General features: G+C 40.2%; 18 protein-coding genes. 10 read left to right on the forward strand and 8 right to left on the reverse strand.

Going from position 1 to position 23093, the window contains the following annotated elements:
• Positions 1-353 precede the first annotated feature (353 nt).
• From tig to HMPREF0013_RS18005, 4 genes are all read left to right on the forward strand, one after another.
• The gene (tig, locus tag HMPREF0013_RS17990; RefSeq protein WP_002114878.1) at positions 354-1688 is read left to right on the forward strand and encodes a trigger factor; all 1335 of its coding nucleotides are present in this window, start codon (positions 354-356) and stop codon (positions 1686-1688) included.
• A gap of 193 nt (positions 1689-1881) precedes the next feature.
• Positions 1882-2487, forward strand: a complete 606-nt coding sequence (gene clpP / locus HMPREF0013_RS17995) for an ATP-dependent Clp endopeptidase proteolytic subunit ClpP (RefSeq protein WP_002114870.1) — start codon at positions 1882-1884, stop codon at positions 2485-2487.
• A gap of 105 nt (positions 2488-2592) precedes the next feature.
• The gene (clpX, locus tag HMPREF0013_RS18000) at positions 2593-3906 is read left to right on the forward strand and encodes an ATP-dependent Clp protease ATP-binding subunit ClpX (protein WP_002114726.1); all 1314 of its coding nucleotides are present in this window, start codon (positions 2593-2595) and stop codon (positions 3904-3906) included.
• Between the two features lie 152 nt (positions 3907-4058).
• On the forward strand, positions 4059-4775 hold the full coding sequence (locus tag HMPREF0013_RS18005; protein ID WP_002115030.1) for a DUF2846 domain-containing protein: 717 nt from the start codon (positions 4059-4061) through the stop codon (positions 4773-4775).
• Between the two features lie 24 nt (positions 4776-4799).
• Here HMPREF0013_RS18005 and HMPREF0013_RS18010 read toward each other — a convergent pair whose 3' ends face one another.
• The 5 genes from HMPREF0013_RS18010 to HMPREF0013_RS24685 form a co-directional block, all read right to left on the reverse strand.
• Complete coding sequence (locus HMPREF0013_RS18010; protein WP_002114716.1) at positions 4800-5354, reverse strand: DUF2059 domain-containing protein; 555 nt, start codon at positions 5352-5354, stop codon at positions 4800-4802.
• A gap of 142 nt (positions 5355-5496) precedes the next feature.
• On the reverse strand, positions 5497-7023 hold the full coding sequence (locus HMPREF0013_RS18015; RefSeq protein ID WP_002115045.1) for a fumarate hydratase: 1527 nt from the start codon (positions 7021-7023) through the stop codon (positions 5497-5499).
• A gap of 226 nt (positions 7024-7249) precedes the next feature.
• Positions 7250-9394 carry a phosphate acetyltransferase gene (pta, locus tag HMPREF0013_RS18020; RefSeq protein ID WP_002114833.1) on the reverse strand — a complete coding sequence of 715 codons (2145 nt, stop codon included), beginning with the start codon at positions 9392-9394 and terminating at the stop codon, positions 7250-7252.
• A 45-nt stretch (positions 9395-9439) separates the two neighbouring features.
• Positions 9440-10642, reverse strand: a complete 1203-nt coding sequence (locus HMPREF0013_RS18025; RefSeq protein WP_005079149.1) for an acetate/propionate family kinase — start codon at positions 10640-10642, stop codon at positions 9440-9442.
• Positions 10624-10743, reverse strand: coding sequence for a hypothetical protein (locus tag HMPREF0013_RS24685; RefSeq protein WP_005804223.1), 120 nt, complete (start codon positions 10741-10743; stop codon positions 10624-10626). Before HMPREF0013_RS24685 ends, HMPREF0013_RS18025 begins: the two co-directional genes overlap by 19 nt.
• 659 nt (positions 10744-11402) lie before the next feature.
• On the opposite strand from HMPREF0013_RS24685, the gene edd reads away from it, so the two are divergent.
• The 5 genes from edd (at position 11403) to HMPREF0013_RS18050 (ending at position 17776) form a co-directional block, all read left to right on the forward strand.
• Complete coding sequence (gene edd / locus HMPREF0013_RS18030; protein ID WP_002115022.1) at positions 11403-13256, forward strand: phosphogluconate dehydratase; 1854 nt, start codon at positions 11403-11405, stop codon at positions 13254-13256.
• Positions 13257-13276: 20 nt separating this feature from the next.
• On the forward strand, positions 13277-13906 hold the full coding sequence (eda, locus tag HMPREF0013_RS18035) for a bifunctional 4-hydroxy-2-oxoglutarate aldolase/2-dehydro-3-deoxy-phosphogluconate aldolase (RefSeq protein WP_002114688.1): 630 nt from the start codon (positions 13277-13279) through the stop codon (positions 13904-13906).
• Between the two features lie 185 nt (positions 13907-14091).
• Positions 14092-15450 carry a gluconate:H+ symporter gene (locus tag HMPREF0013_RS18040; RefSeq protein WP_002115035.1) on the forward strand — a complete coding sequence of 453 codons (1359 nt, stop codon included), beginning with the start codon at positions 14092-14094 and terminating at the stop codon, positions 15448-15450.
• A 17-nt stretch (positions 15451-15467) separates the two neighbouring features.
• Positions 15468-15980 (forward strand): gluconokinase, encoded by a 513-nt coding sequence (locus tag HMPREF0013_RS18045; RefSeq protein WP_002115138.1) that lies wholly within the window; start codon positions 15468-15470, stop codon positions 15978-15980.
• Between the two features lie 167 nt (positions 15981-16147).
• Complete coding sequence (locus HMPREF0013_RS18050) at positions 16148-17776, forward strand: NADP-dependent glyceraldehyde-3-phosphate dehydrogenase (protein ID WP_002114925.1); 1629 nt, start codon at positions 16148-16150, stop codon at positions 17774-17776.
• Between the two features lie 67 nt (positions 17777-17843).
• On the opposite strand, the gene HMPREF0013_RS18055 is transcribed toward HMPREF0013_RS18050, so the two are convergent.
• Complete coding sequence (locus HMPREF0013_RS18055; protein WP_005804227.1) at positions 17844-19109, reverse strand: glutamate-5-semialdehyde dehydrogenase; 1266 nt, start codon at positions 19107-19109, stop codon at positions 17844-17846.
• A 299-nt stretch (positions 19110-19408) separates the two neighbouring features.
• On the opposite strand from HMPREF0013_RS18055, the gene HMPREF0013_RS18060 reads away from it, so the two are divergent.
• Entirely contained in the window at positions 19409-20722 is a 1314-nt protein-coding gene (locus tag HMPREF0013_RS18060; protein WP_002115054.1) for an alpha/beta fold hydrolase, read from the forward strand.
• Positions 20723-20777: 55 nt separating this feature from the next.
• Here the strand turns inward: HMPREF0013_RS18060 and HMPREF0013_RS18065 are convergent, their stop codons facing one another.
• Together HMPREF0013_RS18065 and nagZ are read right to left on the reverse strand one after the other, a co-directional pair.
• On the reverse strand, positions 20778-21620 hold the full coding sequence (locus HMPREF0013_RS18065; RefSeq protein ID WP_002114924.1) for a class I SAM-dependent methyltransferase: 843 nt from the start codon (positions 21618-21620) through the stop codon (positions 20778-20780).
• Between the two features lie 325 nt (positions 21621-21945).
• On the reverse strand, positions 21946-22965 hold the full coding sequence (nagZ, locus tag HMPREF0013_RS18070; protein ID WP_002114962.1) for a beta-N-acetylhexosaminidase: 1020 nt from the start codon (positions 22963-22965) through the stop codon (positions 21946-21948).
• Between the last annotated feature and the right edge of the window lie 128 nt (positions 22966-23093).

Below are 23093 nucleotides of genomic sequence, written 5' to 3' on the forward strand. Positions count from 1 at the left end.
GTTTGTGTTAATTGGATTTGTCGATAGAATTGTGAAGGAAATGTGAAAGGTTGGATGGGTTTTAGTATTAAAAAATAGCTAATTATTTGATTGTGTTTAATTGTTTTAAAAAGCGATAAATTTATGAAAAATGATTGTAAATTTAGATTTATAAAGAATAACTAAAAAATTAGTTTTACTTAAGTACTTATGAAAAATATTTAAAGAATCATAAAATTACTGTGAAATTTACTAGAATAATGTCCTTCACTTACATGAAGTGATCGGTTAATTTTGTATATCTTGAAAGTTGTCATATAATACAGCACTTTTTTAAAAACTGTTCCTACTAACTAATTTTTATCGAGGAAGCCATGCAAGTAACGACTGAAGCGGTTTCGGGCGTTGCCCGTCGTTTAAATGTGTCTGTACCGACGAGCCGTATTAACGAGCAATTTGAAGCTCGTTTGAAGCGCACTGCCAAAACTGTGAAGATCAACGGCTTCCGTCCAGGTAAAGTACCTGAAAACGTTGTTCGTCGCGAATACGGTGCAAGCATTTATCAAGAAGTTGTAAATGACATCATTCGTGATAGCGTTTTTGAAGCAATTCAACAAGAAAAAATCAATGCGGTAGGTATGCCGAACATTGAGAAAGTTGAACATAAAGAAGACGCTTTAGTTTTTGAAGCAACTGTAGAAGTTTATCCAGAAGTTGAAGTAAAAGCATTTGACGGCTTAGAAGTTGAACGTAAATCAGCTGAAATCAAAGACGCTGACGTTGACGCTATGATCGAAAACTTGCAAAAACAACGTCAAACTTGGGCTGTAACCAAGGGTATGGCGAAAAAAGACATGCAAGTGACTTTTGACTTTGAAGGCACTATCGATGGTGAGAAGTTTGAAGGCGGTTCTGCTGAAGACTTTAAACTTGTGTTAGGTTCAGGTCGTATGATCCCTGGATTCGAAGATGGCATCATTGGCATGAAAGCTGGTGAAGAGAAAGTAATTGACGTTACTTTCCCTGAAGATTACCAAGCTGAAAACTTGGCTGGTAAAGCAGCTCAGTTCAAAATCACTGTGAAGCAAGTTGAAAAATCTAAACTTCCAGAAATTGATGCTGAATTCTTAAAAATCTTCGGTGTAACTGAAGAGGAAGGCGTTGAGAAGTTAAAAGCTGACGTTCGTAAGAATATGGAACGTGAAGTTCGCAATGGTTTACGTAACCAAGTTAAACAAGCTGCTTTTGATGCTCTTGTTGCTGCGAATGAAGTTGAAGTTCCAACTGCAATGGTTGCTCAAGAAATTGACCGTCAACGTCAACAAATGGTTCAACAGTTCACTCAACAATTTGGTGGTGCAGGCGCGCAATCTTTTGACAAGAGCATGCTTCCTGACGAATTGTTCAAAGAACAAGCAGAGCGTTCTGTTAAGCTTGGCGTATTGGTAAGCAAAGTTTTAGCTGATGCTAAACTTGAAGTTGATCAAGCTCGCGTTGATGCTTACATTGACGACATGGCTTCTTCTTACGAAGATCCAACTGAAGTGATTGAATACTTCAAAAATGATGCTCAACAACGTGCTCAAATCGAAGCAGTTGTATTAGAAGATCAAGTTGTTGATCACATTTTAGCTGGTGCTAAAGTGACTGACAAAGCTGTATCTTATGATGACTTATTGAAAGAACAGCAAGCTCGCCGTATGGGCTAATCTTTTGAGAAGTCAGAAGAAGGCGCCTGAGGCGCCTTTTTTGTTTTTCTTTATGTGGTCAATTAGAGTGCGGTATTAAGTACTTAGGTATAAATAATATAATATTTCAGTGCGAACCTTTTGCAATTTGAGAAATTATCCCGCATATTGTTGCCATAGGTTAAGTCACAAAAAATTTAGGAATAAATAACGTATGTATGTTCCAACAATTGAAAATGCTTTAGTTCCTGTTGTGGTTGAACAATCTTCTCGCGGCGAACGTTCTTTTGATATTTATTCACGACTTTTACGTGAGCGCGTCATTTTTTTGACAGGTGAAGTTGAAGATAACATGGCAAATCTGATTGTTGCCCAAATGTTGTTTTTAGAAGCTGAAAATCCTGATAAAGATATCCACCTTTATATCAACTCTCCAGGTGGATCTGTGACAGCGGGCATGGCTATTTATGACACGATGCAGTTTATTAAACCTGATGTCGTGACATATTGTATGGGTCAAGCTGCTTCAATGGGTGCATTCTTGTTAAATGCGGGCGCTAAAGGTAAACGCTATTGTTTAGAAAATGCTCGTGTCATGATTCATCAACCACTGGGTGGTTTCCGTGGTCAAGCATCGGATATTGAAATCCATGCGCGTGAAATTCTCTTTATTAAAGAACGTTTGAACCGCTTAATGGCAGAGCACAGTGGTCAAGACTATGAAACCGTTGCTCGTGATACTGACCGTGATAACTTTATGACAGCCCAAGCTGCTAAAGAATATGGTCTGGTTGATCAGGTGTTAAGTAAGCGTCCATAAGGACCTTATTATATAAATAACTTGAGATGTTGAAAAAGATCTCCATTTAGTTATTTATGCAGTGCATCTTGCCCTAATATTTAAGATTCTATTTGTGGAGTGAATATGTCCGAACATCCTCAAGGACAAAAACATTGTTCATTTTGCGGTAAAACGCAGTCTGAAGTCGGGAAACTGATTGCAGGTGAGGACGCATATATTTGTAATGAATGTGTGGATGTCTGCTTAGACCTTGTACAAACCAGCCAACAGGTTGAAGCAGGTGACTGGGCGAGTAAGGCATTGCCAAAACCACATGAAATACGTGCTGCGCTTGATCAATATGTTATTGGTCAAGATCTTGCCAAAAAGACATTATCTGTTGCGGTTTATAACCATTATAAGCGCTTAAAAGTTGGTCATAATGGCCATGTGTCTAAAGAAGTAGAAATTGCTAAAAGTAATATCTTACTGATTGGACCTACTGGCTCAGGTAAAACTTTACTTGCGCAAACATTAGCTCGCCTTTTAGATGTTCCATTTGCGATGGCAGATGCAACAACATTAACCGAAGCTGGTTATGTGGGTGAGGATGTTGAAAATATTGTGCAAAAGCTTTTGCAAAAAGCAGACTACGATGTAGAGAAGGCTCAGAAGGGCATTATCTACATCGACGAGATTGATAAGATTACTCGTAAATCTGAAAATCCATCAATTACGCGTGATGTGTCTGGTGAAGGTGTACAACAAGCATTATTAAAAATGATTGAAGGTACAGTTGCTTCGATTCCGCCTCAAGGTGGCCGTAAGCATCCACAGCAAGAGTTTATCCAAATTGACACCTCAAATATCTTATTTATTTGTGGTGGTGCATTTTCTGGTTTGGAAAAAATTGTACAACAGCGTCAAGAGAAAGGCGGTATTGGTTTTACAGCTGACGTTAAAAACAAAGATGAAACCAAAAAGCTTGCTGAATTGTTCCGTCAGGTTGAGCCAACTGACTTAGTGAAATTTGGTTTGATTCCAGAATTCATTGGTCGTTTACCAGTGATTGCTACACTTGAAGAGCTAGACGAAGAAGCTTTAATGCAAATTTTGACTGAGCCAAAAAATGCATTAACACGCCAGTATCAATATCTTTTCACTATGGAAAATGTTGATCTGATCTTTGAAGATTCTGCATTACGTGCTGTTGCTAAAAAAGCGCTTGAACGTAATACGGGTGCGCGTGGTCTACGTTCTATTATGGAAAACGTACTGCTTGAAACTATGTATGATTTACCAAGTCGTACAGATGTTGGAACAGTCATTATTAATGAAGCAGTCATTAATGGTGAAGCAGAACCTGTTTATCAGGCTGAACGCCAACCTAAAGAAGCTGCAACGCATGAAAGTGTTGCTAAAGCAGATTTAAAGGTTATTGATTCGAAGTCTGCATAGATTTCATTCATCTAAAAAGCATGAATCGCGTTAGTGATTCATGCTTTTTTTGTTTTCAATTTATATGGGTAGTGTTAATCTTAAAAATACAAAATACGCATAGTTTTGCGGTGTAAAAAATAAATCAAAAACAAAACGCTTTGAGGGATGCCATGCGTTATTTAATCGTATCTTTGTGCTGTGCAGGACTATTTGTGGGCTGTCAAAGTTCATCTCATTTAGAAAAAAATCCGAGTGAATTGACCGCGACTCTACCTAAAGTTGATGTTGAAAAAGAACCTGGTTTATTAGATCAATATCATTTAGGCGGTTTTACTGTGGGAGGGTGGGTCAACCAAAAATTGGGTCAGACTTTTGCTCCAATCAAACCACAAAATGAACAGGCAGCTGTAGTTTATCTATATCGACCAGACACAAAATGGAATCGTCAGGAAATTGCAGCAATTAATCTCTTTGTGAATGGTAAGCGCATTCCGAGTCTATTACATAATCATTATTACTGGATTGAGTTACCAGCAGGAACGTATCGTCTTTCTGCGAGTCGCCCTTTACTTGGTATCCATTTTCAAGAACCAAAATATATTGATATCACTGTTGAGGCGGGAACGTCTTATTATTTGAAATATGATGAAGAAAATAAAATGGACCGAAGTGAACATACTGGTCCATTTATGTTAATGCAAGACAATATTGGACGTAGAGAGATAGCATTTACCGAGCTTAAATCTTCTAGCTATAATTTTGTTGCTGAAGATGCTTCAGGAAAGATCCGCCATAAACCACAAGAATTAAAGCCAGCTAAATATGATGAAAAATCAGATGTACATCTGATTAAACCATTTAAATTATGGAATCCTTTAACTTGGTAATAGCCTAAAAAAGATAAAGAAAAGTTAAGACTTTTCTTTATCTTTCATCAATGGTGCAAGAATTTTAAGCATCTCTTCTTGCATATGATCTCGTGCTTTAGGGTCATTAAATGTTTGCTGTCCCAACTCCATCATATATTCTGAAATTTGCCCCATAATCTGTACGTTTTTGCGCGTAATTGATTGGCCTTCTGGGGTTTTTAAAAATTTCAGATTCGCCTGAATTTCCTCTTCAGTATAAGTCTTTAGGTAAATATCCTGTAAGGCTTGAGCTGTTTTGGGGTTGCTAATGAGCTGATTGCTCGAATCTTTTAGGAGAGAGCCTAACTTCTTCGCGGCCTCTTTTTCTTTTGGACCTAAAGTTTTGATACCCGTGATATTACTAACGATCTGTTCTGCCTGTTGATCATAGTAAGGCGTTAATTCATTAATTGACTCTTTAAGCAGGTAATCAATTTGGCTCATTTGCATGAGTTCTTTAACTGAACTTAATTTGGCAGGAGAGGCAAATAAGCTTGTGGTAATACAGCTTAGGCAGAGGCTGATTGAGAGATTTTTAAGAATAGGGCGAATAGTCATGAAATGACCTATATTCAATATTTGGCGAGAGGGTGCTTTCATTAATAGCACAGATTGACGAAGTAATTGTTACAATTCTTTTCAGATTTTAAAATAAAAAAAGAATGCATAAAAAAAGCACCGAATTCGGTGCTTTTCTTGATTAGCCAGCTGCTGCATCGACTACTGGAATTTTTCCAATTTTCGCTTGCCAGATTTTTGGAGCTACTGCGTGAATTGAAGTACCGTTTACATCAACTGCAACAGAAACTGGCATATCTTCAACTACGAATTTGTAGATTGCTTCCATACCTAAGTCTGCAAACGCAACAACTTCAGCTTCACGAACAGCTTTGGATACGAGGTAAGCCGCACCACCAACTGCCATTAAGTAAGTTGCTTTGTTGTCTTTGATTGCTTCAATTGCTGTAGGACCACGGTCAGCTTTACCGATCATACCGAATAGGCCAGTATGTTCTAATACTTTACGTGTGAATTTATCCATACGTGTTGCAGTTGTAGGGCCAGCAGGACCAACGACTTCATCACCCACTGGATCAACAGGGCCAACGTAGTAAATAAACTTACCTTTAAGATCAACTGGTAATTCTTCACCATTGTCGATCATTTCAACCATACGTTTGTGCGCAGCATCACGACCTGTGTACATTGTTCCGCTAAGAAGTAATGTGTCACCCGGTTTCCAAGAGTCCATTTCTTCTTGAGTAATGGTATCAAGGTTTACGCGTTTAGACTGTGAAGAGTCCCAAGTTACAGATGGGTAGTCTTCAAGTTTTGGTGCTTGAATATGAGCTACACCTGTACCATCAAGCTGGAAGTGAGCATGACGAGTAGCAGCACAGTTAGGAATCATACCTACTGGTTTACCAGCAGCATGACATGGGTAATCTTTAATCTTAATATCAAGAACAGTCGTTAAACCACCGAGACCTTGTGCACCAATACCAAGTGCGTTTACTTTTTCAAAGATTTCTATACGAAGCTCTTCGATTTTGTTCTCTGGTCCACGGCGAAGTAATTCATCCATATTGATTTCTTCCATGAGTGCTTCTTTAGCAAGCATCATGGCTTTTTCAGCAGTACCACCAATACCAATACCGAGCATACCAGGAGGACACCAGCCTGCACCCATAGTTGGAACGGTTTTAAGTACCCAGTCAACAATCGAGTCAGATGGGTTAAGCATCGCAAGTTTAGATTTGTTTTCTGAACCGCCACCTTTAGCAGCAACAGTAATATCTACTTTGTTACCCGGAACGAGTTTGTAGTGAATTACAGCAGGGGTATTATCTTTTGTATTTTTACGACCAAATGCAGGGTCAGCAAGTACAGATGCACGAAGAACGTTGCTGTTTTCAAGGTAACCTTGGCGAACACCTTCATTTACTGCATCGTCTAAGCTCATCGTTAAATCAAATTTAACATCTAAGCCCACTTCAAGGAAAACGTTAACAATACCAGTATCTTGGCAAATTGGACGATGACCTTCCGCACACATGCGAGAGTTAATTAGAATCTGTGCAATTGCATCCTTTGCGGCTTTGTTTTCTTCGCGATCATAAGCACGGCTCATCGCTTGGATAAAGTCTTGCGGGTGATAGTACGAAATAAACTGTAGGGCGTCCTTGATCGATGTAATCAAGTCATCTTGTTTGATAATCGTTGTCATACCAGAAAATCTCTTGAGCGGGCTGTTAGCTAGCGGGCTAAATTATATGACAAAAAGAGGGTGTTGTGGGAAATTGGTTGATCTTTTGACCGAAAGTCGCATAAGAACATATTGATGAGATTTAAAAGAGAGAAATCGGAAAATTATTTATTTTTAATGACTAAAATAAAAAAAGCCATTTGAGCGGATATCAAATGGCGAGAGGTAGTAAAGGCGAATTTATTAATTATTTGGCAGCGGCTTGCTGCTCTGCCTGAATTGCCGTTAACGCAATGGTAAAGACGATGTCATCTACCAATGCTCCACGAGACAAGTCATTGACTGGTTTGTTGAGGCCTTGCAGCATTGGTCCAACGCTCACAACATTTGCAGCACGCTGTACTGCTTTGTAAGTGGTATTACCCGTATTTAAATCTGGGAAAATAAATACATTGGCACGGCCAGCAACACGTGAGTCAGGTGCCTTTTGACGTCCCACACTTTCAACGGAAGCTGCATCGTATTGAAGTGGACCATCAATCAGTAAATCCGGGCGACGTTGCTGAGCAATTTGAGTTGCTTGCTGTACTTTTTCAACATCAGCACCTGTTCCAGAAGTACCAGTTGAGTAGCTGATCATGGCAATACGCGGATCAATTCCAAAAGCTTTCGCTGAGTCAGCCGACTGAATTGCAATTTCAGCAAGTTGTTCTGCGGTTGGATCTGGATTAATCGCACAGTCGCCATATACATAAACTTCATCTGGCAAAAGCATAAAGAATATTGATGAAACCAGTGAATATTCAGGTGCTGTCTTGATGAGCTGGAATGCTGGGCGGACCGTATTTGCTGTGGTGTGTACCGCACCTGAAACTAAACCGTCGACTTGATCTAAGGCTAACATCATGGTGCCAAGCACTACGGTATCTTGAAGTTGTTCTTTCGCTTGAAGCTCGTTGAGTTTACCTTTACGTAGCTCAACCATTGGTGCAACGTATTGGTTACGAATACTATCGGGGTCGACAATTGCCAATTCGGCAGGTAATTCAATACCACGTGCTTTGGCAACATCGTGCACAGCATCTGGTTTAGCTAACAAAATACAATCAGCAATACCACGTGCCTGACAAATTGCCGCAGCTTGAATGGTGCGCGGTTCATCACCTTCTGGTAACACAATTCGTTTTTTTGCTGCAATTGATTTTTGCACCAGTTCATGACGGAAAGCAGATGGCGACAGGCGAGGGGTAGCGGCATTGTTGCTGTGCTGCTTAAGCCATTCGACATCAATGTGACTTGAAACAAATCGAGTCACTTGCTCAGCACGTTCAGTATCGTCAGTTGGAATTTCATTACCAAAATTAGATAGGCGCTGTGCGGTTTCAAGTGTATTTAAACGGGTATGTAAAATCGGTAACCCTTGTTTAATTGCACTTTGGCAAAATTCTAAAAGCTCTGGTGCTGGCGCTTCTCTTTCGGTAAGTACCAAACCTGCAAGAGGAATACCATTGCTGGTTGCCAAACTACTTGCAAGTAAAACGTCGGTACGCTCAGATGCGCTAATAATTAATTCGCCTGCAATAAATTTATTCAGTTCATATTCAATGCTTGAAGCAATTAAACTCGAATGCAAAATACGACGTGTTTTAGCTTCACCTTGATGAACCCATTGCCCATCAATGACATTTGCAATATCAAGTGTTCTAGGTACGCTTAGCGTGTTACTAAATGGAACCAAACCAATAATCGGTAAATCGCTAGAACCAAAATAACGATTATATTTTTGCAGTTCGGTCGTAAATTTCGCAATTTCTTCAGTCGGTCGTAACGATGGATCAAACGCAACAGGAATTTGTGCTGTTTCTTCAGTTAATCCACGGGTACGCATAAACAGTACGCCAGCAGTACGATTTGATGCTGCTCCACCAAACTGGCGTAAATGAGCATCTACTTTTTCTGCTGCTTTTTTCGGGTTTTGAATATCTGCTGTACTGACCAACACGACTTCTGCATCAAGTGCTTGTGCAAGACTTGCATTGAGCTCACTGGCAAAATGATCTTGTCCGTTTGGTAATAAGCCTTCCACAATAATGACATCATGGTCTGCTGCAACACTACGATGAAGGCTAACCGCTTCTTCAAGTAATTCATCTACTTCCCCAGCGGCAATAAGCTGAGTTAATTTTTCATGTGAAATAGATTGAACAGTTTTACTTTGAAATAAATGACCAAATAATGAAGTGGTTCGGTCAAGATGCTCTTGGTCTTCTTGAGAAAATGGTTTTAAAAAGCCTGCTTTAATGCCGTTGCAATCAAGTGCGTAAATCATACCTAAGCAGGCAGAGGTTAAGCCAACCCCTTCACCTGTAGGAATCAATAAAATTGTATTCATATAAACCTATAAATAAACGAATATCGAGTTTTCGCTAAGCTCTAATTAAGCAAGGCTTGCTACAGATGCTGTATTTTCTGCCGCTTCAACAACTTGACGAGTTTCTTTGGCAATACGGCCTTCTTCATCTGTAGGAATGACCCAAATTTGAGGTCCTGTTCCGTTGTCGATTCGGCCTTCAGTGCCACGTTTTAGGTTGTTGTTTTGATCTTTATCAAGCTGCAAACCAAAATGAGGTAAATAAGCTAAGGTTTTTTCACGAATATAGGCTGAGTTCTCGCCAATACCGCCAGTGAAGATTAAGCCGTCTAAAGTTGGTAAACCACAGCTTAATGCAGCAAGTGATTTTGCAAGACGATAACTAAACACTTCAATTGCAAGGCAAGCATCTTCATTACCATTTTCAGCAGCTTCAATCACTGTACGCATGTCGTTAGACAGTTGAGATAAACCTAGTAAGCCACTTTCATTATTTAAAACTTTATCAATTTTTGCTAAATCCCAACCGAGGTTTTTCGCAAGGAAGCTATGTAAGCTTGGATCAACGTCACCACTACGCGTTCCCATCACTACGCCTTCAAGTGGAGTAAGGCCCATAGACGTGTCAACACTTTGTCCATTCCACACTGCGCAAGTTGAACTGCCGTTTCCTAGATGCGCTGTTAACCATCCACCTTTTTTCAGGTTACCTGCCAGCTCACTCGCTTTGTCAGACACATACGCATGGCTTGTACCATGGAAGCCATAACGGCGGACGTTGTGGTCAGTATATAAAAACTTAGGAATTGCATAACGGTATGCATGCGGTGGCATGGTTTGATGGAATGCAGTGTCGAATACGGCAACTTGAGGTAATTCAGGAAATAGACGTACGGTTGCGTCAATACCAATTAAATGTGCTGGGTTATGAAGTGGGGCTAAAGGTGTCGCAGCACGAATACGTTCAATAATTTCAGGAGTGAGTAATTCTGCTTTGGTTAAACTACCCCCGTGTACAACACGATGTCCGATTGCTTGCGGTTTGTAGTTGGCAAGACGTGCAAGTAAAGTTTCTAAAGCTTTGGCATGGTCAGCATAAGGGATTGAAAGTTCAAGTGGTTCACCACCTACTGTAATTCCCTTAATACGAGCATCAGCTGCCCCCAAGTTTTCTGCTAAACCGTAAATACGATCTTCACGACGCTCTGAAACCAGTGCGTATTTAATAGATGAAGAGCCGCAATTGATAACTAATACTGATGTAGCCACGTTGAAATACCCAAGTCCTGATTTAAAATAGTTTTCCTAACTTCCTGTTCAACATGTATTATTTTTCGATACAGATTGAACGGGTTGTCATGTTTTAACATGTGTTGTTTTTCTGTCCAAGATAGACTTTAGCCCATTAGACTTAAGCACTATCGACCATCAAATTATTTGTAACTAATATTTGTCCAGTATAAAGCTTAACCACTGTATTCCTTGTTTTTTTATGCGTGTTGAAACGAGTTTTTTGTATATATTTATGAAAGGTAAATTTCTATTTAATGTATTTTTCAAATATTTGGTATAAATTTTTTAAGAAAAAAGACATGCTGTTATTTTAATCAAACTAAAGGGGAGTATTACAAATAATATACGTAAATGAAATTAAATTTTAATCGTTTATATATAGGTTAAAATATATAAATCATAAACATTTTTAATATAAAAATTAGTATAAAAAATCCGGTATTAATACATTTATAAGAATATTTTATTGCTTTGATATTATGAGAATTTTCTCATAGTTATTAGGGGCTAATATACCAGTAAATATAGTCAAAAATAAAACCAGCTTCTTGTTTAAAACTTAAACATAATTTGTATTTAATAACCATGCTCGGGTATTACCGTAAAATTGACTAGGGCTTGCATGTCGCTTTTTGCCTTAATAATATTGTTCCTTCCCCTTATCAAATGATGATGAAATATATCATTTGGTCTATTTTTATGTTCCGGCTTATCCGGTTGTACAGGAGCGTCCAGCATGGACTTGCCGAATCCAGTATTGGCAAAAGTGACCGAGCGTGTAATCGCACGTAGTCAAAAAACTCGTTCTGCATATTTACAACGTATTGAACATGCACAAGGCAAATTTCCTGCTCGTGGAGCACTTTCATGTGCCAATCTGGCTCATGGTTTTGCCAGTATGGACGATAATGAAAAATTAATTATTAAAGTAGGCCGTGAACCAAATATTGGCATCGTATCTTCATACAACGAAATGCTGTCGGCTCACGCACCGTATAAAACATTTCCAGATTTAATTAAAACAGCCGCTCGTGAGAATGGCGGCGTGGCACAGTTTGCAGGTGGTGTTCCTGCGATGTGTGATGGTATTACCCAAGGTAATGCTGGCATGGAACTGTCATTGTTCTCTCGTGAAACCATTGCGATGAGTACAGCGATTGCATTGTCTCATAACATGTTTGACGCAGCTTTATGTCTTGGTGTTTGTGACAAGATCGTGCCAGGCTTGCTCATTGGTGCTTTGCAGTTTGGCTATTTACCTACTATTTTTGTGCCAGCTGGCCCAATGACCAGTGGTTTATCTAACGATGAGAAAGCCAAAATTCGTCAGCAATTTGCAACGGGTCAGGTTGGTCGAGATGCTTTGCTAGAAGCTGAGTCAGCTGCTTATCACGGTCAAGGGACCTGTACTTTTTATGGTACAGCCAACAGTAATCAAATGCTGATGGAAGTAATGGGCTTACATTTGCCAAGTGCCGCATTTGTTCATCCTCATACACCATTACGTGATGCACTCACCGCAGAAGCGGCGATTCGTGTACTTGATTTAACAGTTGAGCGTGGAAACTACACGCCGATTGGTCATGTTGTCGATGAAAAAGCAATTATAAACGGTATTGTGGCATTGCTCGCTACAGGTGGGTCAACCAACCATACTTTGCATTTGATTGCGATTGCTCGCGCTGCTGGTATCTTGATTGACTGGGATGACTTTGATGAGTTATCGGCTGTTGTTCCATTACTCGCAAAAATCTATCCAAATGGTAAGGCTGATGTAAACCATTTCCAAGCTGCGGGTGGAGTCGCTTTCCTCATTCGTAACTTACTTGAAGCTGGTCTGTTACATAACGATGTAACGACTGTGGCTGGTAAAGGTTTACAGCATTACACCAAAGAACCAAAACTGATTGATGGCAAGCTCACTTGGGTTGACGGTGTGGTTCAAAGCCTTGATGACAAAGTTCTACGTAGCATTGATGCACCATTTCAACCAGATGGTGGCTTACGCTTAATGCAAGGTCGCCTTGGCCGTGGCGTAATCAAGATTTCTGCTGTTGCGCCACAACATCGTAAAGTTAAAGCTCCGGCAATTGTGTTTGATTCTCAAGAAGCAGTGCAAGCTGCATTTGATCGTGGTGAATTACACCGAGACTTTATTGCAGTTGTTCGTTTCCAAGGTGCGCGTGCTAACGGTATGCCTGAATTGCATCGTTTAACGCCTGTGTTGGGTGTTTTACAAGATCAAGGTTTCCACGTTGCTTTAGTGACTGATGGGCGTATGTCTGGTGCTTCAGGCAAAGTTCCTGCGGTGATTCATTTATCTCCAGAAGCCTTATTAAATGGGCCGATTGCTAAAGTTCAAACAGGCGATATGTTAATCATTGATGCCGAAGCTGGCGTACTTGATGTCGAAATAGATGACGATGTATGGCAGTCGCGCCCTGTTGCACAGCCAGAACATCAGGCAGAAAACGAAGTTGGTTTTGGCCGTGAATTATTTGGTGTTTTCCGTGCTGCTGCTGCGCCAGCTGAACATGGAGCATCTGTATTTGGTGCATTGGTTGGTGAAAATTCACCAGAGCAGATTTGAGTCAAAGGAACTAAAAAATAATGATTAAAATTGAAGATATCGTCGAATTAGGCCCAGTCATCCCTGTATTGGCATTTGATTCTGCTGAGCAAGGTGAAGATGTATCACGTGCTTTACATGCAGGTGGCGTAAAAGTCCTTGAGATTACATTGCGTACCGCTGCGGGTCTTGCTGCTATTGAGCGTGCTAGCCAATTAGCTGATGACATTGTGGTAGGTGTAGGTACGATTACCAAGCCAGAACACTGTGCTCAAGCCAAAAAAGCAGGCGCTCAATTTGGGGTATCTCCTGGTTTAACTAAAGATTTGCATTTGGCTGCGCAAGATGCTGGCTTACCTCTATTGCCGGGTGTGATGACACCAAGTGACCTGATTCAAGCGATTGAATTGGGTTATGACATTGTGAAGTTCTTCCCAGCTCAACAGGCAGGTGGCGTTGAGATGCTAAAAGCATTTTATGGTCCATTTCCAAACTTGCGCTTTTGTCCGACTGGTGGAATTACGGCAGAGTCAGCGCCAGATTTCTTAAAACAACCTAACGTGGTTTGTGTAGGTGGTTCATGGTTAACACCTAAAGCTACTGTAGCTGCACAAGACTGGGCTGAAATTACTCGCTTGGCACAAATTGCGAGTCAGTTGAGAGCTTTGTAAATGTAGACAATATTTATAAAAAATGAAGTGCATTCTATGTGCTTTAAAGGCTGTATTGATGTGACCAGTTTGTGCTGGTCACACCTAAATATAAAAATTTAATGTCTTAACAGTAGGAATTACTGTGGTTGAAGACCCTTGTTTAGGCAGTGTGCCTAAATAATTATTCCAAGGAGAAGTGTCCCATGGAGACGGTTCAGGGTGGCATGTTACTGATCTACACTGTAATCGCGATTATTGCTTTAGTGGTCATGATCGCGAAGTTTAGAATTTATCCATTTTTAGTTCTTATTATTGTTTCACTCGGTTTAGCCTTGGCTGTTGGCATGCCAATGGGTGATATTGTTAAGTCTTATGAAGCCGGTACAGGTAAAACCTTAGGTCACCTTGCGATTGTAATCGCACTAGGAACGATGCTCGGTAAAATGATGGCCGAGTCTGGTGGTGCAGAGCGAATAGCAATTACTTTAATTAAGTGGTTTGGTGAGAAAAATATTCACTGGGCTATGATGTTTATTGCCCTTATTGTTGGCCTTCCCGTATTTTTCGAAGTAGGTTTCGTTCTACTCATTCCAATTGCATTCAACATTGCTAAACGGACAGGCAAATCTTTATTAGTTGTTGGCCTGCCAATGGTTGCCGGTTTATCGGTTGTGCATGGCTTAATTCCACCACATCCAGCAGCATTGTTGGCAGTACAGGCTTATCATGCTGATATTGGTAAAACGATTGCTTATAGTCTGATCGTTGGTGTGCCAACAGCTATTGTTGCTGGACCATTGTATGCACTTTGGATTAATAAATACGTTAAATTGCCCGAAAATAATCCGTTAGCGAAGCAGTTTATTGAAGCAGATACGAATAGAACTCGTGAGCTACCAAGCTTTGGGATTACCTTATTCACAATTATGCTGCCTGTAGTATTAATGTTGGTTGGAAGCTGGGCTGATCTGTTCTTTGCACCACAGACTTTCGCAAATGATTTACTACGTTTTATTGGTACTTCTGATATCGCATTACTCATTGCCGTACTGGTCAGCTTTATTACCTTTGGTACGATGCAGGGCTTTAATCGTGAACAAATTGAAAAATTCTGCGGTGGATGTTTAGCTTCTATTGCAGGGATTATGTTGATTGTAGGTGCTGGTGGTGGTTTTGGCGGCATTTTGCGTGACACTGGTATTTCTAATGAGATTGTCTCTACAGCGTTGAAAGCAAACCTGTCGCCGTTGTTGTTGGGTTGGTTTGTTGCAGCATTAATTCGTTTGGCAACAGGTTCTGCAACGGTGGCTATGGCTACAGCGTGTAGCATTGTTGCTCCAATTGCAGCTACGGCTGGTGTCGCAGTTAGACCAGAACTTTTAGTGCTTGCGACGGGTTCAGGTTCATTAGTTTTCTCACATGTAAATGACGCAGGATTCTGGTTAATCAAAGAATATTTCGGTATGACAGTAGGGCAGACCCTCAAGACTTGGTCGGTATTGGAAACGATCATTTCAGTGTTGGGTTTATCTTTCACGCTACTGCTTAGCACAATTTTATAATTAAAGGTGAGTAATCCATGATTGTGATTGCAATGGGTGTCTGTGGAACAGGTAAAACCCTAATTGGTGAGTTGTTATCAGAGCGTTTGGCTTGTGAGTTCCTTGATGGCGATACGCTTCATTCAGCTGCAAATAAAAGTAAGATGAGTCAAGGTATCCCTTTAACTGATGAAGACCGCTTGCCATGGTTACAGGCAATTCGTCAGGTCATTGAAACCAAACAAAGAGACGGTGAAACGGCTGTATTTACATGTTCATCTTTAAAACGCATGTATCGCGATATTTTAAGAGGGCAGGATCAGAATGTTAAGTTTGTGTACTTAAAGGGCTCTTATGAATTATTAGAGCAAAGACTCGCAGCAAGATCTGGTCATTTCTTTGATCCATCATTGCTACAAACTCAGCTAGATACATTAGAAGAACCTGATGTGAATGAAGCAATTGCTATTGATATTGCTCTCACACCAGAACAGATCATTGAACAAGTCATCCAGAAGCTAGGGGTGACTGATAGTGTGTGTCGGGGGTAAATTCATCTAGAAAGATTATCAACGCTTTAAGATATTCACCTTGTAGTTTACGGTTCAAGCAAGGTGAGTACGGATAATAATAGTGATATTGACCCGAATAAGACCTGATTACAGTGGCAAGTTCGGGAATATATAAAAGACATACGAATAATAAGGTATTAAGAAGAATGAATCAGTTAAATAATCTACAGCTTAAATTCCCAGTAGTGGACAGTATTCCTGAAAGTGTGCGTCTGCCCTCCCAAATTCATCAGCGTGTTTCACTCGTGGATGGTGAGTTGAAGCTATGGGCTGGTGCAACTAAGAAAACATTATCTCCAATTTGGATTCAGCAGCCTGACGGTAGCCTACAGCAAGTTGAACTTGGTAGTTATCCAATCATGGGTGAAAAAGAAAGCGATGAAGCACTAGAAGCAGCGGTAAGGGCTTACAACAATGGTCGTGGCGAATGGCCAATCATGAAGGTTGGTGAGCGCATTGCCTGTATGCAAAATTTTATTCAGCGCATGGTGGAACAGCGAGATCTAATTATTAAGCTGATCATGTGGGAAATTGGCAAAAGCTTGGCGGATTCAGAGAAAGAATTTGACCGTACGATTACCTACATGCGTCAAACGATTGATGCTCTGAAAGATTTAGATAATGCCAACTCCCGCTTTGTAATTGCTGAAGGTACGATTGGACAAATCCGTCGTACTCCATTAGGCGTAGTGTTGTGTATGGGACCATACAACTACCCACTGAATGAAACCTTTGCAACTCTGATCCCAGCCATGCTGATGGGAAATACCATTATTTTTAAACCACCTCAATTTGGGACTTTGTTGTTTGAACCTTTACTAGAAGCGTTCCGTGATTCATTTCCAAAAGGCGTGATCAATACCATTTATGCACCAGGTTCTCTAGTGGTACCCCATCTACTGGCATCTGGGAAAATTAACGTACTGGCACTGATTGGTTCTAGTAAAGTGGCTGATCACTTGAAGAAGCAACATCCTAAATCTCACCGTCTGCGTGCGATTTTGGGGTTGGATGCGAAGAATGCAGCTATTATCTTGCCAGATGCTGACTTGGATTTGACCGTGAAAGAATGCCTGCTGGGTGCATTGTCGTTTAATGGTCAGCGTTGTACTGCGCTCAAAATGCTGATGGTACATCGTTCGATAGCCGATGAATTTGTTAACCGCTTAACGGCTGAACTGGCCAAACTTAAAGTGGGGATGCCGTGGGAAAAAGGTGTATTTATTACGCCATTACCAGGTATGCACCGTACGACCTACATGACTGACGTCATTGAAGATGCCGTGGCTAAAGGGGCAAAAGTAGTTAATCCGGAAGGTGGTGAATTCTGCAAAACAATGTTCTATCCAGCCGTAGTTTATCCAGTGACTGAGGGGATGAGACTGTATCGTGAAGAACAGTTTGGTCCAGTGATACCAGTCTCTGTTTATGATGATATTGAAACTGTCTTGGAATATGTCACTACTTCTGATCATGGGCAGCAGGTGAGTATTTTTGGTAGTGACCCTGAGCAAATTGGTCATTTAGTTGATCCGCTGGTCCATCAGGTTTGCCGTGTAAACATCAATTGTCAATGTCAGCGTGGCCCTGATGTGTTCCCGTTCGGTGGTCGTAAAGATTCTGCGGAAGGTACACTGTCTGTGCATGATGCTCTACGAGCGTTCTCTATCCGTTCTATGATTGCTGCTAAACAAACAGATGATAGCAAAGGCATGTTGGCCTCTATGGTGTCTGAGCACTATTCTAAATTCGTGAATACCGACTTTATTTTCTAATTAATAACTTGAATAATAAAAAACGCCTGATATTGATCAGGCGTTTTTGTTTGAACTCATAGATTAATTATTGGCGAATTTGACCGTCACCTAACACAATCCATTTTTGAGAAGTTAAGCCTTCTAAGCCAACAGGACCGCGGGCATGGATTTTATCTGTAGAGATACCAATTTCTGCCCCTAAGCCATATTCAAAACCATCAGCAAAACGAGTTGATGCATTAATCACGACTGAACTTGAATCTACACGAGCCAAGAACTGACGAGCCAAAGTATAGTTTTCAGTCACAATTGCATCGGTGTGATGTGAACCATATTTGTTAATATGGTCAATTGCTTCATCAATACCGCTAACCACTTTAACAGCAAGAATTGGCCCTAAATATTCGGTATACCAATCTTCTTCTGTCGCAGGTTTTACAGAGGCACCCAAAATACAGCGTGTTTCTGGGCAGCCACGTAATTCAACTTGTTTTTCAGCATACAGTTCAGCAATACGTGGTAAGAAAACGTCTGCAATTTTTTCATCAACAAGCAGTGTTTCCATCGCATTACAAACACCGTAACGATGTGTTTTGGCATTTAAAGTAATTGGTAATGCTTTTTGCAAGTCTGCCTGCGCTTCAACAAATACATGGCAGTTACCATCAAGATGTTTAATGACAGGAATACGCGCTTCGTTGGTTACACGCTCAATTAAGCTTTTACCGCCACGTGGAACAATTACATCTACATATTCAGCCATCGTGATGAGGTGACCAACAGCTGCACGGTCAGAAGTTTCAATGACTTGTACTGAATGCTCAGGTAAACCGGCAACTTTTAAACCATGCTTAATTGCTTCTGCGATTGCTTTATTTGACTCGAGTGCTTCTGAACCACCACGTAAAATAATGGCATTGCCTGATTTAATCGCTAAAGATGCAGCTTCAAGTGTTACGTTTGGACGTGATTCGTAAATCATACCAACAACACCTAAAGGTACACGCATTTTCCCAATTTGAATGCCTGTGGGGCGATATGCAAGATCAGTAATTTCCCCAATTGGATCGACAAGCGCGATCACATCTTTTAAACCTTGCAACATCCCTTTAAAGCGTGCGGGCGTAAGCTCAAGACGATCAAGTAAGGCACTGTCGAGCTGGTTATTACGACCTTTATCCATGTCGATTTGATTCGCTGCCAAAATAGCTGCCTGGTTATTTTCTAAAGCAGTATAAATAGCAGAGAGTGCATGATTTTTTAGTGAGGTAGAAGCACTTGTTAAGACGCGTGAGGCCTCGCGTGCTTGTTGCCCAACTTTTTGCATATATTGTTCAATTGAATCTTGCATAGCATTTTTTAATCATTTACCAATGAGTAAGATAGTAGCAGTCAAATGCGGAACAATGAATGGCTTTTTTTGAAAAATGTGACCGCCATAAAAAAACATTTAAATATTTTGCAAACTATTAGCGACTTAAACAAGATGAGCGGTCATTTCAGCGATTGCGTATATTTCAGACAATTGTTTAGAATGTTATTGTGCAATACAAACTAATACAAATTTTAAAGTTTTGTGCATAAAAGATTACGTGTTCAAGAAGGAACTCTTGCAGCATAAAAAAATTACAGCAAGGAGGAAGCAAGGATATGAATTCCATTATTCAAATGGATTCGGAGATCAACCAAGCTTATGCCGGTTTTGGCTTTTTCGATATCTACCATAGAGATAGTTTTAAACAACCTGCTCGTACAACATGGATTGACGGTTGGAAAATTGAATATATGGCAATTGCCGATCCTAAAACGATTCACAAAACGCCGATTGTGATTGTTGGTGGTGCTTTCCAGAATTTTAATTCTTATAAATATTGTGTTGAACAATTGTTTGAAAGTGGTCCGGTTATTTTAATTGATTTACCTTCGATGGGTGCAAATCAGCAAATTACTAATCGCGACACAGGAGTATCTGCGGGTACTTTAGAACTTCCTGATTTATCTGAAATGTTAGGACGTTGGTTAGATATCGTTGGAATACAAAAAGTTTCTGTAATGGGAATGTCTTTAGGGTCCGTGATTGCCTCTTGTTTTGCTCATCACCGTCCTGACCTGATGGATCGTATGATCTTGATGGGAGTTATGCAAAAGACTCGTAAAAGTTGGCGCATGATTTTGGAAGAGTCGCTCAAACTCATGCAAGAAAACCGCATGGAAGAGTTTGGGCAAGCTGTTATTTTGTATTTAGTTAATCATGCAAAATTAGATAAAACACGTATGTCACCAACCGCTAAAAAATTATTTTTTAGACAAATGGCTGAATTTACGGGTACTGAGCGAGAACGTTATGAAATTAACTGTAATCGTCTTTTGCGTTTAACAGATGTACCTATTCCAGAGTGCAAAACATTGGTTGCAGCAGGGCAATACGACAGCTTTACTTTGCCTCATGAAAATGCGAACTTTGCGTTGCAATGTCCTGATATGGAATTTGCACTTATTGCAAACGCTGATCATGTACCGCAGCTCCAGCGTCGTAAAGAAACTATGAGTTTGTTCACTTCATTCTTGAAGGGTGAATCTATCCAAAATTTGGATGGCATTATTCCTATGACACGTGAACAAATGCAAAACATGGAGCGCCGTGGTGAAGAGCGAGTTCCAGTTTTGCAACCGAATACTCAACTGAGCCACCGTGAATGTAAAACAGAAGTGCCAGTGACGATTGTTGACGTGACTTTCTTTGGGATGTATTTAAAAATGGATGATGTTTCACAGCTTGATTTTGTGAATGATCATCCACGTGATTTGGCACTTCATTTAGAAGATGAAGAAGGTCGTTTTGCAATTGAGTGTTTAATCTTTGAAGCTACTGAACAAGGAATACGTGCTTTATTTAAACATGGTAGTTTTGAGCTTGCTGATCGGTTAAGCCGTTTTATTGCTCGTCAAAAACAAGCAGCTTAATAATATAGTTATAGATGGAAGCTCGTTTATGTCGAGCTTCCATTTTTTATATTTATTATTTTATTTGAGCGTGAATAATCCAAACTAAGTCGCCTAAATGCTCTTCATGGTTATCTTGAGAAACTTGCCCAAAGAATATTTGTGGCTGTTCAATAGTAACCTGCTCAAATTCTGTATCTTTAAAAAAGTCTTTCACTTCTTGTGGACTTTTGAAATGAAAACTAAATGAACTACGAGACATGAGTTTAAGTAACTTACTACTATTCCAAATAATACTGGCGAGTTTGTTTTTAATGGGTTCAGGATATAAGTCGGTTAAATAGTGAAACTTTTTAAAAGTAGCACCATAGTGGCCAATCGATTGGATCAATTGTTTTAATAAGTTTTTATCAAAATAGTTAATCAAGCCTTCACTGATTACAACCAATGGGCGGTTAGGGTCAAATACTTTAAATGCTTGTTCAAAAGCATCTGTAAATAAATCAACTGATAAGATTTCAGGTGCATTTTTTTCAATTTGCTGTAACGCATTTTGTTTGGTTTGTGCCATATCGGGCAAATCAAGCTCCCGATAGGTAATCGAAGGGTAATGTTGTCTAAACCACCAGCCACGTGGAGACAAGCCACATGCTATTTCTAGAACCTGTAAATCAGGACTTTCTTGAATGAGTTGTTCTAAATGATGGTCAAGCATGGTGTGGCGTTGTTTGAGCGTAGTGCGCATACTACCGCCTACATATTTCTCTGCCCATGATTCTATTGGATGAACCAAATAAGCCAGTGATTTGCCTTTGGTTGTGGCAAGTGCTTCATGAGAGATCCCCATTTGATACCAGATATAACCCGTATAGTGGGCTGTAAAAGAGATATGGCGGTGTTTTGAAAGTTGTTGTGTCATTCGTCCTGAACTCGATTTATTGTTTTTGTGTGATCTTCATTATTTATAAAAATGAAGAATTTTTACTGCATTGATGTTGAATGAACCTGCATGACGGAGTCCTGTGAATTAGGTTAGCATTCTGGGATGAACTTTCAGTTGGAGTTACTTTTCTTTCGGGAAAAGTAACCAAAACCATTGTCATACGCAAAACCTGTTCACTTTCTGCATCTATCAAATATATTGAAGCAATCAATATCCTTCAGCAGATGAGCAGGTTGCGTATGACTTAACCGCGTATCAGATAGTGAATAGGTTTTTGTAGCCAATTAAAATTTTTAATAACTTAAATCGAATTTTTAAACTCTTCAATGGCTGTTTTGACAGCTTGCCACTCATTTCCAAGCGATAAGGTTTCACCGATCTGAATTTGTGGAATTTGGCCGCGCATGCGTTCTAAACGCTCTTGGTTTGGTAGTTCTAAGTTTGTAATACCTTCAAGTGCTGTACAGGCTGCACTTCGGTCATTACACACCAGCCCCATGTCACACCCAGCCGCTAGAGCAGCTTGAATACGAGCATCTGCGCCACCTGCTACACATGCAGCCTGCATGCTTAAGTCATCAGAGAAAAGTACACCATCAAACTTCAAACGCTTGCGTAGAACTTCTTGAATCCAGAAAGGTGAAAAACCTGCTGGATTTGGATCAACTTGATCATAAACCACATGTGCTGGCATGAGCGCATCAAGCTGAGGCATAAGCTTAATGAAGCTTTGCATATCATGGTTATAAATTTCGTCATAGCTACGGCTGTCGATTGCAGCAGCAACATGAGAGTCGGCTTTCACAGAACCGTGGCCTGGGAAATGTTTGCCCGTATTTGCCATTCCAGCTTTTTTCATGCCTTGCATAAATGCGCCTGCAAGTGGGGCAATATCTTCAATAGTTTTAGAGAAGCCACGGTCGCCAATCACATCACTAATTGCATTAAGATCTAAAACCGGTGCAAAACTGAAATCGATACCGACAGCAAGGACTTCGGTTGCCATGAGCCAACCGCATTGCTCAGCCAGCTCAAGTGCTTTTTGAGGTTGAGTTAAATATAACTCCCCAAAACGGCCCATGGCTGGTAATAAGGTAAAACCTGATCTTAGGCGTTGAACTCGGCCACCTTCTTGGTCAACAGCAATCAAAATATCTGGGCGAATTTGACGCATATGGTCGGTTAAAGCACGTACTTGTTGTGGAGATTCAATATTTCGTGCAAATAAAATCATGCCACCGACTTGCGGAGCGCGTAATAGTTCAATATCTTCTTGAGTAAGTTCTGTGCCAGCGATGTCCAGCATCAATGCGCCAATCATATTGGTTCCATTTGAATTTTGATTGAAAAACAATAAGCGAATTTTGCAATGTTTTGCTACATTTTGTCAGTACAGAATATGATAAAACTACACGGTATAAACAATTTAGTTGGTTAAGATTTTGAATC

The organism is Acinetobacter sp. SH024 (assembly GCF_000163635.1).
GTDB classification, from domain to species: domain Bacteria; phylum Pseudomonadota; class Gammaproteobacteria; order Pseudomonadales; family Moraxellaceae; genus Acinetobacter; species Acinetobacter pittii.